Consider the following 13,363-nt stretch of genomic DNA (forward strand, 5'->3'; position numbering starts at 1 on the left):
GGAGGCCGCCGCCTCCTCGATCAGTTCGAGAACACCTGCGGATTCGATTCCTCAGCTGAGCAGGTTTGGAATGCGCCAGCGGTGGACGCGCGGATCGGTGACCACAAAGACCACGTCACAGGCGTGGCCGACCAGGGTGAATGTGATGGAGACGCGGTCGCCGTCGCCGTGGGGCCAGGGGCCGATGGTGTGTTTGGCGCCCACCGCGAGTCGACCAGTGACACGGCGGCCGGCAGATTCAATCACGTAGCGGACCCCCGTGCCGGACCTACACGGGCTTGAACTCTCCACCGACAAGTCGGTGTTGAAGTAGGGCCGATCGCGCGCCACCCGGTAGATGGTTGTACGTGCTTCCCTTTCCACCAAGTACGGGAAACTGTGCAAACCGGAACCCTTCCCTGCCCGGCATTCGTACAAGCCGGTACAAACGGGGTTGGCGCCTGATATCGCGTCCCTACTGACTGCCTTGCTGCTGTCTCCGCGTGAGGTGATGAACGGGAGCATCATGCATATCACCATGACTGTCCAACCGAGTCTTGCGAACCACCGGCCCCAGCGGATCGAAATCCGTGGGGATTCTTCCTCCGGTACCTCCTCCAGGACCGGACCGGATCCGGTGTCGGGCGGAGTCAAGTCCAATGCTACGAGTCCATCGCTCGTGCCGACCATGAGGCGTGCACCCAGGACTGTCACCTTATGGAGTTCTTGACCCAGTACCAGTCGACTTCGTTCCTCGCCGGTGCGGGCGTCGAGCAGGACGAGGGATTCTCCACTGATCGCCACTGCGTATAGTGTTTTATCGGGTCCACGAATGAAACCGTTGACGTCTCTTGGGACTTTCCATGGCGTACCCGTCCACGGCGAGGTCAAGGTGTCGTCCGGGGCGACGCGGTAGGCGACCGTCTCGGCCTCTGGCCCGCTCAGGGTGTAGGTCGAGATCGGGTGGGCCCTGTAGTAGTTGTCGACGCCAACCTTGATGTCCGGGCCCAGTCGACGCCCCGACTTCAGATTCCATACCTCTGCTGACGCTTTGTCGAAATTTTTGCGACAGGCGAGCAGCAGGGTGCGGTCCGTCCGGTCCGTTACTGGTATCAGGGTTTCAACGCTCATATCGTCTCGGAACCGCAGTTTCCGCCATGGCGCTTTAAGCGGCTGGTTGGTTTCGGTGTCCCACACTTCGACGATACGGTCGTGCTCATCGGCGCCGTAGGCGCGCTCGTGCGATATGGCCAGTGCGGTCGTGCCGTCGGACAGCCGTACCGGCGCGTGCGCGGTTACCTTTCGCGATCGCCAGGTGCCCACCCGCCGTGGGGGATCGGCTTCGTCGGCCGCAGCGTCCAGGCGGTGCAGCCAAAGATCGTCTTTGCGACGTACGGCGAGGATCAGTGAGTCCGGGCTGACACCGAGAACCACGGTGTCGTCGAAGTTTGTCACGTCCTGTCCCAGCGGGGTGCCACCGCCGGCAAAATCGCCTGTGACAGGATTCCACAGACGGGCGGTGTACGTCTCGGGGGCGTCCTCGCGAAGAACGACGAGATATTTGGCACCGTACGGCAGGACGCCCCTCACTTTGTCGGGGGGCAGCGGGCGCCCTATTGCCCTTCCGTCTGTCATGCGTAGCAGAACATGCTTGTTCCCGTGCTTCGCGGCCACGCACTCGGGGATTTCGTGACACCACTGCGGAGCGGTCACTGTCCCAGTTGTTCCTTCGAAATGAGGCCGAGCGCTGCGACCGTTCACGAGGGCGGAGATTCTGATCTCTCCCCGCTGTACCTCGGCGAGGAGATTCCGTCCGTCATTCAAACGCAGTGAGACCTCACGGCCGAAAGTCGTCGTCGGATATGGTCCTGCCACACGTGTGTTGTCGTGGCGCCACAGCCACAGACTTCCACTGCTGTCCTGGACGAGCAGCAACTCACCGTCGGGGCCCGGAAGCACCGCCAAGGCGTACAACATCCGGGCGAGACCGGGGTCGGCCAAGTGGTCCGACAGGTCAGGGAGGACTCTGGTGTGGGGGAAGGCGAAGTAGATGGTCCCGAGACCGGTGTGGCACACCGCGGCCTGCTCGCCGCCTGGCAACGTGATGGTCAGTCCTGTACCGGTGCGGCCGAACGGCTGCCAGTTCCGCATGTCCCACACCTGCACCCCCGCCTGTCCGTCCAAGCGGACGAGCACGGGGCGGCCGCCTGGCAAGGTGAATGAGGTCAGCGAGGTAGTGCCGTACTCAGGTCTTTGGCCGCTCAGCGGGGCGGCGATCGGCTCAGCGCTGGAAACGCTGCTCCAGAATTGGACCGCACCGTCATTGCCGAGGCTCGCCAGCGCGGAGCCATGATCGGGGAGATCGACCGAGGTGACGCCTCTGACGTCGCTGCCGAGGCTGACACTCAGCGCCACCTTCGGCATCCGCGCCCACGTCAGTTTCCAGAGTCCGTCCTCGCTCTGTCCTGTCGTGGGACGGCCTGTGGCCCGCGTGGTGGCCAGAGCGCGAGGGATGGAGCGGTCGGCAGGCGGGAGGGCGGCCAATTCACGCCAGGCAGAAAGGACTCCGACGACCGGAGGCGGCAGTTCCCGGCGGCCGAACGCATCACGCAGTGCCTGATCCCGCACCGCGGCGGGGTCGAGACGGTCCAGCAGAGCCTCTGTGCCCGCGAGTTCGGACCAAGCACCCGCGACGGAGACATGGGCGGCCAAGTGCCTTGCCAAGTAAGGGGTCAGTTCTCCGAACTGCTCGGGATGCGCGACCTGTTCCGCGGCCAGTTCCAGCAAGGCACCCGTGACCAGGGCATCCGGGCTGTTTCCGGCAGGGGCACTGGCGTGCGCACCGATGAAATGCTCTTGAAAGGTGCGGTGCGCGAGGCGGTAGACAGTCTGTCCGTCCTCCGCGTCCAGCATGATCAGCGCGCCTGCCTGGTGCAGGACGTCGTCGATGTCGCGCTCCGTCACGGCGCTTTCGATGACGGGGCCGTGGTCGGCGAGTGCGGTCGCCGCCGTCGCCCACACCCCGCCCGAGCGGGGCATTCCCCGGCCTTGTCCGAGGGCGAGCGCGTGCAGCAGTGCCAGCGGGCGGTGCGCGAGCCGGGTTCTGATCGCTGCGAACGTGGACTCGTGGTGCTGGGCGGCGAGCCGGCGCAGTTCGTCAGCCTTCTCCGGGCGCAGCAACTCGGGGCGGGCGACGATTTCGGCGACCGCGATGCGCGCGGACAGGAAGTTCTGTCCGCCACTGCGAGCGAGGGCGGCGACCTCGTCGATCAGTGCGTCGGAAAGGCCCGGCGTTCCGGTCGTGCGCGCTGCGATCAGCCTGCGGCGTACGTACAGGCCGAGGTCGTTCGGAACATGCTTGACCGTGAGCACCTTCGTGTCGCCGGTAGGTCCCAGAGCGGTGAGCAGGTCGCGTTGCGTCCCGCTGCCGGGGCCGAGTTCCGCAGTCCTGGTGCCGACGACGACGCGGCAACCGGGCAGGTCCGTGATACGGCGCAGTACGGAGGAGGCGATGGCAGAGGGTTCACGGGCTTCGTCCAGGGCGTCGGCGAGAACGGTGAAAGGTGCCCCACGGGAACCGAGATGGGCGCGCAGGGTGTCCATGGTGAACCCGTCTCGGCCCCCGTGGGGCACGCCGGCCGCGTCGCACAGTCGGTCGATCACGTGGGTCACGGACAGGCCCGCCAGGTGAACGACCGCGTCGAAGCAGTCGGGGGGCGGGAGTTCGAGGTCGTCCGGCTGCTCCAACTGGCCTGCCTCCACGAGAAGTTCGCGGAACTCCTCGTCAGCCAGGACGACCAGGTGGCCGAGCAGTGCGGACTTTCCCGTGCCCGCCGGTCCGGTCACCACGAGCATCCCGGCGTCCGTCGCGCGCAGCCACCCGGCGATCTCGCGGGTCTCGCTGTGGCGACCGGTGAAGAACCAGGCCTGCTCGCTGAGGTCACCGCCGCGTGCCTTGTCGTCGAAGTGGCGCAGTGCCTGAGGGCGGGCGGCGAGGAATTCCCGCAGCCGCTTTATGTCGTCGGCGGTCGCTGTGATGCCGGTGGCGGGGGCATCGCGCAAGCGTAGGCGTGCAGTCACCTTGTAGGGGACGGCGAAGCCGCCCGTAGTGCTGTGCCTCAGCCGGTTGTCGAGACGGCGGACCAGTTCGCTGACTTCGAATTCCGGCCCGTCCATCCGCAGGGAGGCCACCGTCGCGGTGAGGGCTTCGTTGAAGGCGCCCAGGTGTGTGGTGCCCTCACTCCCCGCGGCGACCAGAACCAGTTCACCGGGGACGGCGTCAGAAGGGAAGCCGTGCACCGCGGACATGAGGCCGTTCACGAAGGCGGGCGCGTCACATGACTCGATGACGACCATCGCCCAGTTCCCAGGCGCCTGCGCACGGTGGGTCCATTCGGCTCTGATCCGCCGTGCCAGGTCCAGGGGTGTTTCCGCATCGGTCCAGGCGCCGGGTGTCTCGGCGTAGGCAAGGGCGGCGGCATCACCGTCGGAGTGACCGTGGCCCATCCACAGCAGGGCCGAACTGCGTGGAGCGGGCGGTGATGCCCAAGCACCCAGACGCGCCGTGGCCTCGGTCCGGGTCACCCGCTCAGGCCGTCCGAACCAGGGCACGTGCCGACCACCGAGCTCTGCGAGAAGCTCTGCGGCACGCTCGGCACACGTGGCCGCCCCCTGGACATCGTCGAAGTGGTCGTACACGCCGATGGGCATGGTGACTACGTCGAAGACGGGTTGTTCGGACGTCATTCCTCCCAGAGGCTCAGCTCATCGCCGGGTGCGGCCATCAGAAGGCAGCTCACAGGAGAGGCGCCGGTCTGTTTCACATCGATCCGGTAGACGCCCGGGGTCGATATGAGAGCCCGGGCCGTGATCTCTGCACCCTGCCGTCGGAAGACCGGACGTGCGACCTGCTCGTGACTCTCAGCCGAAAGGATGCGGCAACCGAGGCCGGCGGCATCCCCGCTTCCGACCACACGCACGGTGAACGACTGCCCCACCGCAACGAGGTCCGGGGCGTCGACGCCGATGCCCTGCGCCCCCAGTGCTGGACCGAGGGCTTGCTCGGTGAGGATGGCGTGGGCCAGGTCCAGGCTCTCCGGTGCCTTGGCGAGGGCCGCGTGCTGCTGGGAGAGGTAACCGGGGCGATCGGCGAACCCGGTCGCGGAGAGGCGGAAGACGGTGCCGTCACCACTGTGGTCCTCGCAGCCGCCGTCGGCCTTGCGCAGGAAGTTCTTCGGATTCACCTTGCCCGCTTCGATCGTCATGCTCTGAGCCGTCGGCTGGTTGAGCCCGACGACGGTCCGGAGCTGCGGGGGTGGCGTGTCCGACCAGCGGTGTCCCAGACTCAAAGCCGCCAGGTCCGCATTCCCGCCGATCGCCACGGTGTCGGCTTCGGTGAAGAGACGGGGCCCGCCGTCCTCATCGACACAGCGATAGCGGGGCAGCAGGTCGTACACTCCGGGGAGTGTCGCCGCCAGCGTACGCAGGTGCTTCCTCGGCAGCGGAACCGGTGCGCCCCGGCCGAGGTTGAGGATGACGGCCGCCTTGACCGCGCCGAAGTACGGAGTGCCGAAAGTGGTCAGCTTCCGGACTTCGGCTGCCCCGCCGAGGTCTTCGACGAAGTGCCGGGCGAGCAGGCCGCCCATCGAGTGCGCGACGATGATCAGCTTTGCGTCACTGTGTCCCTCGCCGAACTTGCGCCAGGAGCGAAGATGGCGTTCGGCCGCATCTGCGAGGAGTTGTGCGGTGTGGCGTACCGGAAGCCTCCAGTCGTACGGGAATTCCGCGACCGCGCACGGATGAACGCAGGCTGCCTGAAGCTTTCGCACCAGGGCCGTGTACGGTTCGGCCCCGCGCAGCACTGGTGCGTACGCAGGTGCGCTCAACAATTTGCCGGGCCGGACGCGGCCGGTCCTGCCGGACAGTTCATCATCGGTCAAAGCGAGCCGACGAAGCCCGCGTCCGGTCGTCCAGGTGGATACGTACCAGCGCGGATCCCTCAGCCCCCACAGCATCGCGCCGCTTTCGTCGTCGATCAGTTCACTGCCCATGATTCCTGGTACGACCAGGACCGCGTCTCTGATCTTCATGGTTCCCGCGTCGTTCACCACGTCCCCCTGCGCCCCTCTCGGCCATTGAAAGGCACATTTCACACACGGCGCAATGACTGCGGCGGTCCGTTCAGAGGCACGGGAGCATGGACCAGCGCATAGGTGCACAGTGATGCGAAGCGAGCCCCGCCGGGTTTTGCGGAGTCCGCGGCCTGTCATACGGCATCCGTCAGGTCACCCCGTCTCATACTCATGATCGCCGGCTGTGTGGGGGGCGTTGAAGCTGGTCGGCAGGCCCGCGACGGGCATGCTGGGTTCAGCTCGGCAACCTGTAGCTGAGTGTGAATTTTCCGTGGTGGTGTGGGATCTTGCTGCGGAAGAGTGCGTCTTGGAAGTTAGGGCTATCGTGGGTGATGCCAATTTCCAAGGCTTCGAGTTCCTCGACCACGAAGTTCCCACCGGGGTCCAGCTTCTGATAAAGGAAGGGCTGGAACGGGTCCTCGGTGCCCAGCTCGATCGTCAGAGTCGTCTGAATCGGCACCTTCGGCTCTATCGCGGCGGTCTCGTTGCTTTCGACCCTGTCCTCGAAGATCTTCTCACCGTCGACTCGGAGTACGATCGGCTCCTCCGCCTGTTCGAGGAACTGGGCGAATACATCTGAGAATTTGACGTTCGTCATCAGGTTCCCCTCTTGCGACTGGCGCCGCTCGCTGGGGGAGGTTTGCGGCGTGAATGATGTCAGCGAGACGCTGCTCTTTCAGCATCGTGCAGGGAGCGCTCCGCAATGTATGGCCGTTCACGAGGGCGGCCAAGAATAAAGGTCCGGGGATTGCCTGTTTCCGTACCCCAGGCCCAGGGCGGCAGGCCATCCGCGGAGGGTGCTTTTGGCGGCGCCCTATGTGGTGAGGCGGCCGAGTCGCTTGTAGACCCGCGGGTCGCCCGTCATCGCTCCGGACGGGATTGGACGCCTCGGCCCGGGCTGGCATCTCCGGATTCCAGACGCCTTTCCTTATTATGTTCACATAGCGGCCATCTCGCACCTCAAGCCAAGCCGGAGGATCGTGGTGCCTTTGGGCTGGCGAGAAAAGTCTCGGCATGGAGTGGCACCCCGGCGGGGATCTGCCGCACGATCGGGTGACATCTTGACCTGCCCCACCTCTCAGGTTCCAGTTCTGCTGGCTAATTGACGGCCTTCACGAAAGGCTGCCGGACATGCCCCGCGCTTACCCCGCTGAGTTCCGCGCCCGCGCCGTCGCGTTGGTGCAGGCAGGAAAAGAGCAGAAGCAGACCGCCGTTGACCTCGGCATCCATCCGGTCACGTTGTCGAAGTGGTTGCGCCAGGACGACATCGACAACGGCCGGCGTCCTGGCAGGGTCTCGGAGGAGTCCGCGGAACTGCCTACAGCACGGCGGCGGATCCGTGAGCTGGAGACCGGCCCGTCGGGATCGGAGGGCCGCGGAGCGAGGGGACGGCGGCCGAACGCACTGCCGAGTGCCGGTCGGCCGGGACGCTGTGGCAGGACGGGGCCGATCGGCCTTTACTGGAAGGTGAGGATCACCGGAACGGGCGACCGAATCGTGTCGCCCGACGCTGGACGCTTCGCCAAGGCAGGAGGTCGTGCCATGGACCAGCCTCTGCGAGAGCGCGACCTACCGCACCTCGTGGTCGACCGCCCGGACCGGCTGCGCGGCCGGGTCTTCGTCCTCGACGACCAGCCGATGCTGGTCGGTCGGGACTCCGACTGCCAGATCCAGGTGGGTGATCCGGGCGTCAGCCGACGGCACGCGGTGGTGTGGCGGGCCTCGGGCCGGACCACCGTCGAGGATCTCGCCTCTACCAACGGCACCATGCTGAACGGCCACCTGGTGCACGGGCAGCAGGTGCTGCACTCGGGCGACGTGCTGGATTTCGGGCCCTTAGAGGTGCATTACGAAGAGCTGCGCTCCGCCGCCCGGACCGTTCAGACCCCCAAACCCGGAGCCGGCGGCCCCCCGGGCGGTACCTCGGACACCATGCCGGGCTGGGGCCCCGCCCCCGGGCACGGGCCCACGCCTCACGGCGCTCCCGCCGCAGGGCCGCCGCCCTCCGGCCCTCCGGGTCGCCCGCCACCGCGCGGGGCCGGCCGTACGCCGCCCGGCGGCGAGCGGCGGTTCGACATCGGGGAGCAGCAGGCCGACCGGCTGAGCAATGTCGCCGGGGACCAGTACAACTACGTTCAGCAGGCGCAGCGCGAGAGCTTTTTCAAGGAGATCGCCGCGACCCGCACCAGGGCGCGACACCTGATCATGCTCGGTTTTCTGTTTTATCTGGTCGGGGGCGGCATCTTCGGCTGGGTGATCATTCGATTCATTATCAGGACTAACGACGATATTTCGTCGGGGACTTCGGACTTCGGCTCCTCCCCGGAACTGCTCGGACCGAAGGTGGCCGGGGTGCCGGCAGGGGCGGTCGGGTTCGCGATGGCGGCTGTCGGGACGGTTCTGACGGTCATCGGGATCGTTCTGCACATCGTGACGACGTCCCGGCGCCGCCGCTTCGAGGACGCCGAGCGGCAGGCGTCCTGGCGGCAGCGCTGAGGAGACGGGGAGCCATGGCCTTCAACATCGGCAACCAGCAGGGCGGCGTGGTCAACAACGTCGCCGGGAACCAGACCGTTCACGGTGGCCAGTCGGCCGCCTTCACGGCGGGCGGGCAGGAGGTGCGCGGCCTGGTCCGGGAACTGAGGGAGTCGATCGAGCGGACGGCGCTGCCGCCGGCGATCGAGCCCGAGGTACGGGCCGAGCTGGACTCGCTGGACGAGGAGGTCGCCCGGCCGGAACCGGACCGGGAGACAGTGGCGGGCCGGCTCGGCCGGATCACCCGGCTGCTGTCCTCGGCGGGTGCGCTGGCCACGGCCGGCACCGGGCTGATCGGGCCGCTCGGAGCGCTCGCGGGCTGGCTCGGCGCACTCGGCCAGCCGATCCTGCGGGCGATCGCAGGTTGATGGGAGGGGGCTGACGGAGAGGGCTTCGACCCCGGATGCCGGACACGGGCCACCCGGGTCCGACAAGACCCGGCCCCAGCCCATCACCGCAGGGATCAGCATCCGTACACCACCAAAAGTCGACCGGGCTGGGTCCGCTTCCGGGCCGCGCCGGGCGGCCCGCACGTGGTGAGGAGTCGGTCACAGCCCGTGACTGGTCCAGCTTCTTCGCGGCCCGCAGCTTCCTCAGCAGCACCAGGTGGGGTTCGTCCCAGACGCCGGTCTCGTTCCACGCGGCCAGACGTCGCCGGCAGGTCATGCCCGAGCCGAAGCCCAGTTCCTGGGGCAGGTACTCCCGCTGGATGCCGGTGTGCAGCACGAACAGGATCCCGCACAGAGCCTGCCGGTCCGGGACCCGCGGCCTGCCCTCGGCCAGCTTCGGTGCCGGTTCGGGCAGCAACGGCTCGATCAGCGACCACGGTTCATCCGACACGATCCACGGCCGCGACTGACGTGTTCCCACGGCCGGACCAGCGGCCACCCCAGCCGAAGGTCACATGACCAACAGCTTCTGTTAGGGCCTTCTAGAGCATCACATTTCCTTCGGTCATGCTGAGCCGGGTGACCCTGCGGTGGGCGAGGAAGGTGCGGTGGGCCTCGATGGTCTCGGCTGGGCGGATGGGGGGATGGCGGGCCAGGGCTGGGGAACTCTCTGGTTGATCGACCATAGGCGTGATCGACAGTGGTGTTCGGCGCTGGCAGGCTGGCCCGATGCGGATACCCAGACAAGCAGCCAGAGTCGCGGTTTTGGACCCGGCGGGATCGGTCTTCCTGTTCCGGTATGACAACGAGGAAGTCGGCGTCCACTGGGCGATGCCCGGTGGTGGGCTGGATCCGGATGAATCGCCGCTGCAGGCCGCTGAGCGCGAGCTGCGCGAGGAGACCGGATGGGCTGACATCGAGATCGACGGCACCTTGCTGTGCCTTTGGGAACACGACTTCACCAGGGCTGGAGTGCCGGTTCGCCAGCACGAGCACATCTTCCTCGCGCATGGCCCCCGCCGGGATCCGGTCGGCGACCTTGTTGCTGCGCATGTCGCGGACAAGATCCTGCGGTGGCGATGGTGGTCACCGGCTGATCTGGTCGGTGGTCGTGAGCCGTTGTGGCCGCCGCAGCTGCCCGAACTGCTCGCCGACGTGGGGAAAGACGGTGCACCGGCGACGCCCGTCGACCTCGGTTTCGTCTCGAACGGGTTCGTCGGCGGGAGCTGACCGGAAGCTCAGGAGCTTCCTCCTCGGCTGACTGCGTCAGCTGGGGACCGTTCCCTCGCGCCGCATTACGGTGGCCAGCCTGCCGAACCGCTGCGGGCTCGGCCCGGTGGGCGGGGCTGTCCAAGACGGCTCCGACGCAGTGATCACAGCAGCCACACGAAGACCATTTCAGTTGCCGGTCCCGCCCCACCCCGTCGATCCTGTGTGCTCAACACACAGAGCGGGGAGGGCGTATGGGGCTGATTCTTTTCCCGGGCGACGGAGATACGACCAGTCCTGATGTCTCCTGGTCCTACGGCGGCTTTGCCGCCTTCCGGCGGCGCCTGGCTCGGGCCGAGGGGTTGACCCTCTCCGGGATGCGGGGCTTCGGCGGCGAGCTGCCGTGGAGCGAGGTGTCCACCGTGCTGGAGCCCCTGCTCGACCACCCGGACGTCGGCGGTGACGACCTCTCGCCCGCCGATTGCGCCGCGATCCTGCCCCGCCTGGAGACCGTCATCGATCAATGGGCGAAGGACGGTGACGGCACGCTCCTTCACGAGCACACCGAGAAAGGCCGCCGGCTGGCTACCGTTCTGCGTCTCTGCGTCGAGAAGGACGTACCACTGCTCTTCCTCTGACCGCCGCCACCGACGGCGACTGCCGGCAACGGACGGGCTACGCGGACGAGGACCGGTCACGGCCGGTGTCCGGCCTCGGATCCGGCTGGTCCGCCGGACACCTCCTGGGGGCAGGAGTACGCCTGTAGGTTCGCGGTGAGGTCGCGGGGCCGGGCTTGGTGAATGCTCGCCGGCCGTGCAGGACGAGCCCGAAGTCGTGCAGTTAAGGTTCACCGGGTTGAGCACGCTCGGCCTGAGCGTGTCGGACGAGGAGGGCGGGCATGACGCCGAGACCGTCGATGGACGAGGCCGTTGGACTGCTCGAGGGCGAGCTCGGGCCCCGGCCACCTGCTGCTCCGGTCACGGAAGACCTCTGGCTCGCCTTCCTCCGTTTCGGCCGACGACGGTTCCACGTCCCGGACACACCGGATGCCGACGGTCTTCTGTTCCAGTACGGCATCCACGCGTTCGACGGTCCTCCGATGTTCACACTCGACCTCGTCCGGCAGTTCGAGGTCTCCGACAGCGATGGTGATCACGACCACTACGTGCAGGTCCACTGCGAGCTTCGATACGGACTCACGCCCGCTCTTGAGGCGCTGGGAAGCTTTGACTCGTGGTTCTTCCACGACGCCGGAGACGATCTCGAAGCGTGGGCCCAAGAGCTGACCGAGCGGGCGGCCTGGACAGCGATCCACGGACTCGAGCCGACCGGGATCAGGGTGTACCGAGAGCGGGTGTAGTAACCCTCGACCACCGCAGTCCACCACTCGTTCGACAGACCCGCCTGTCTCGCCTTTTCTGAGCCGCTGTCACACTTGACTGTCCACGGTTGTACGGCTGGTGACAAGGCGACAGGGGGCGACGATGCGCATCGCGGTGACGGGAGCGGCGGGCGGTCTGGGCGGACGAGTGGTGCGGTTGCTCGCGGACCGGGCTGACGTGGACGTCGTAGCGATGACCAGGCGGAGGCTGCCTGCCGGGACGTTTCCGCCGCAGGTGGAGGTCGCCGTTGCCGACTACGCCGATCAGCCCGCTCTGCGCGCGGCGTTGAAGGGCGTGGACACCCTGGTCTTCGTCTCCAGCGACGGGCCCGACGCACAGGTGCTGCTGCACCATCGCAACGTCGCCGCCGCCGTGGCCGCTGAGCGCGTCGGCCACGTCGCGGCGCTGAGCAGCGTCGACGCCGACACGGCATCCCCGTTCTGCTACGCCGTGGTCAACCGGCTCACCGAGGATCTGTTTCTGGCTTCCGGCGTCCCGTGCTCGTTCGCCAGGGCTTCGCTGTACATCGAGTTCTTCCAGGGCTGGCTCACGAAGGCGCGTGCGACCGGGCTGCTGAGGCTTCCGGCAGCGGATGGCCGGGTCTCCCTGGTGGCGCGCGACGACGTGGCCCGCGCCCTCGCCGCACTCGCGGTGGGTGGGCCGACGGGCCGTCACCATGACATCACGGGGCCCGAGTCGGTGGACCTGGCGGGCATCGCCTCGATCACCGCGAAGGCGTGGGAGACGCCCGTCGCCTACGTGGACGTCCCGGTCGACACGTACTGTGCCGAGACGGCGGCGACCGGCCTGGATCCCTGGTGGCTCTACGCCTTTTCGTCGATGTTCGCCTCTGTGCGCGAACAGCGCTGGGATCGGGTCAGGGACGACTACACCCGGCTGACCGGCCGCTCTCCTCTTGCTCTCCATGACGTCCTGTCGGCACACCGGTGAGAGGGCCGGACACCGCCGAGGGGACGATCGTCGACTGCCGTGGCCGGCATGCCGTGGAGTGCGGCATCAGCCGCCTCGGACGCAACCGGGCGGCAGCCCCCGGTTCGACAGGCCCGCCGTCCGCTACCCGGCCACCGTCCACATCACCGCCGTCGACGAATTGCTCCGCCTGCCTCGAAACACGGTCTACTGGTCGCGCTCGGGCCAGGTGGGGCCGTGATCGGTCCAGATGACACCCTTGTTGCGGCAGAGGCAGAAGGGGTGGCCGATGGGGTCGGTGTAGACGCGGAAACCGTAGCCGTCGGGGCCGGTGCAGTCCCGTTGCAGGGTCGCGCCGAGGGCCAGGACACGGTGCTGTTCGGCCTCGATGTCGTCGACTTCGAAGTCGAGGTGGAACTGCTTGGGGTGCTCGCTGTCGGGCCACCGTGGGGCGCGGTAGTCCTCCACCTGGATGAAGGCCAGTTCGATCTCGCCGAACTGGATGCCGGCCCAGTTCTCGTTGCTGCTCTCCTTGACCGGGAGTCCCGTCACCTCGGAGTAGAAGGCTGCCAGCTTCATCGTGTCCGGGCAGTCGATGATGAAGTCGGTTAGTCGTAGCATCCCGCGATCTTGCCACAAGACCGAACAAGCGCGATGACAATGCCGTCGCGGCTGGTGAGTTCGCTTGGCAGAGGCAGAGGCAGAGGCAGAGGCGGACCGTCGGTCTCCGGGGGACGCTCGATGTCATCGCTGCGGTCGTGCCGCACGAAGGGCGGCACCCGGCGGCAGCCGGGATGCCAGGGACGGT

Annotated in this window: 11 protein-coding genes and 3 pseudogenes; 7 read left to right on the forward strand and 7 right to left on the reverse strand. The window is 67.2% G+C overall.

All coding sequences use genetic code 11. From position 1 onward, the window contains the following. Positions 1-51 precede the first annotated feature (51 nt). The 3 genes from ACFW6B_RS15700 to ACFW6B_RS15710 all read right to left on the reverse strand — a co-directional run bounded on the left by ACFW6B_RS15700 (position 52) and on the right by ACFW6B_RS15710 (position 6,708). A complete protein-coding gene (locus tag ACFW6B_RS15700) occupies positions 52-4,725 on the reverse strand; it encodes a hypothetical protein (RefSeq protein WP_386596126.1) in 4,674 nt (1,557 codons plus the stop codon). Continuing rightward, positions 4,722-6,089 carry an esterase/lipase family protein gene (locus tag ACFW6B_RS15705; RefSeq protein WP_386596128.1) on the reverse strand — a complete coding sequence of 456 codons (1,368 nt, stop codon included), beginning with the start codon at positions 6,087-6,089 and terminating at the stop codon, positions 4,722-4,724. Before ACFW6B_RS15705 ends, ACFW6B_RS15700 begins: the two co-directional genes overlap by 4 nt. A gap of 256 nt (positions 6,090-6,345) precedes the next feature. Continuing rightward, the gene (locus tag ACFW6B_RS15710; RefSeq protein ID WP_386596130.1) at positions 6,346-6,708 is read right to left on the reverse strand and encodes a hypothetical protein; all 363 of its coding nucleotides are present in this window, start codon (positions 6,706-6,708) and stop codon (positions 6,346-6,348) included. 533 nt (positions 6,709-7,241) lie between these two features. Here ACFW6B_RS15710 and ACFW6B_RS15715 point away from each other — a divergent pair. The 3 genes and pseudogenes from ACFW6B_RS15715 to ACFW6B_RS15725 all read left to right on the forward strand — a co-directional run. After that, positions 7,242-7,460: pseudogene (locus tag ACFW6B_RS15715) on the forward strand (transposase); the annotation flags it as partial. Further along, on the forward strand, positions 7,455-8,606 hold the full coding sequence (locus tag ACFW6B_RS15720; protein WP_386596257.1) for an FHA domain-containing protein: 1,152 nt from the start codon (positions 7,455-7,457) through the stop codon (positions 8,604-8,606). The pseudogene ACFW6B_RS15715 and the gene ACFW6B_RS15720, both read left to right, overlap by 6 nt. A gap of 14 nt (positions 8,607-8,620) precedes the next feature. Continuing rightward, positions 8,621-9,013 (forward strand): hypothetical protein, encoded by a 393-nt coding sequence (locus ACFW6B_RS15725; RefSeq protein WP_386596132.1) that lies wholly within the window; start codon positions 8,621-8,623, stop codon positions 9,011-9,013. A 304-nt stretch (positions 9,014-9,317) separates the two neighbouring features. On the opposite strand, the pseudogene ACFW6B_RS15730 reads toward ACFW6B_RS15725, so the two are convergent. Together ACFW6B_RS15730 and ACFW6B_RS15735 are read right to left on the reverse strand one after the other, a co-directional pair. Next, positions 9,318-9,533: pseudogene (locus ACFW6B_RS15730) on the reverse strand (transposase); the annotation flags it as partial. A gap of 43 nt (positions 9,534-9,576) precedes the next feature. Beyond that, a complete protein-coding gene (locus ACFW6B_RS15735) occupies positions 9,577-9,720 on the reverse strand; it encodes a hypothetical protein (RefSeq protein WP_386596134.1) in 144 nt (47 codons plus the stop codon). A 4-nt stretch (positions 9,721-9,724) separates the two neighbouring features. Here ACFW6B_RS15735 and ACFW6B_RS15740 point away from each other — a divergent pair, with 4 nt between their 5' ends. Next, positions 9,725-10,264: an NUDIX hydrolase gene (locus ACFW6B_RS15740; RefSeq protein ID WP_386596136.1), complete on the forward strand. Its 540-nt coding sequence runs from the start codon at positions 9,725-9,727 to the stop codon at positions 10,262-10,264. A gap of 51 nt (positions 10,265-10,315) precedes the next feature. Here ACFW6B_RS15740 and ACFW6B_RS15745 read toward each other — a convergent pair. Then, positions 10,316-10,420 (reverse strand): annotated as a pseudogene (locus ACFW6B_RS15745) (IS5/IS1182 family transposase); the annotation flags it as partial. Between the two features lie 77 nt (positions 10,421-10,497). Here ACFW6B_RS15745 and ACFW6B_RS15750 point away from each other — a divergent pair. The 3 genes from ACFW6B_RS15750 (at position 10,498) to ACFW6B_RS15760 (ending at position 12,576) form a co-directional block, all read left to right on the forward strand. Then, entirely contained in the window at positions 10,498-10,881 is a 384-nt protein-coding gene (locus tag ACFW6B_RS15750) for a hypothetical protein (protein ID WP_386596139.1), read from the forward strand. 260 nt (positions 10,882-11,141) lie between these two features. Further along, positions 11,142-11,603 carry a hypothetical protein gene (locus tag ACFW6B_RS15755; protein ID WP_386596141.1) on the forward strand — a complete coding sequence of 154 codons (462 nt, stop codon included), beginning with the start codon at positions 11,142-11,144 and terminating at the stop codon, positions 11,601-11,603. A 100-nt stretch (positions 11,604-11,703) separates the two neighbouring features. Continuing rightward, positions 11,704-12,576, forward strand: a complete 873-nt coding sequence (locus ACFW6B_RS15760) for an NAD(P)H-binding protein (protein WP_386596143.1) — start codon at positions 11,704-11,706, stop codon at positions 12,574-12,576. A gap of 186 nt (positions 12,577-12,762) precedes the next feature. Here ACFW6B_RS15760 and ACFW6B_RS15765 read toward each other — a convergent pair whose 3' ends face one another. Further along, on the reverse strand, positions 12,763-13,176 hold the full coding sequence (locus ACFW6B_RS15765; RefSeq protein ID WP_386596145.1) for a VOC family protein: 414 nt from the start codon (positions 13,174-13,176) through the stop codon (positions 12,763-12,765). Positions 13,177-13,363 lie beyond the last annotated feature (187 nt).

Origin of the sequence: Streptomyces sp. NPDC058751, assembly GCF_042746485.1 — a bacterium.
In the GTDB taxonomy this organism is placed as follows: domain Bacteria; phylum Actinomycetota; class Actinomycetes; order Streptomycetales; family Streptomycetaceae; genus Streptomyces.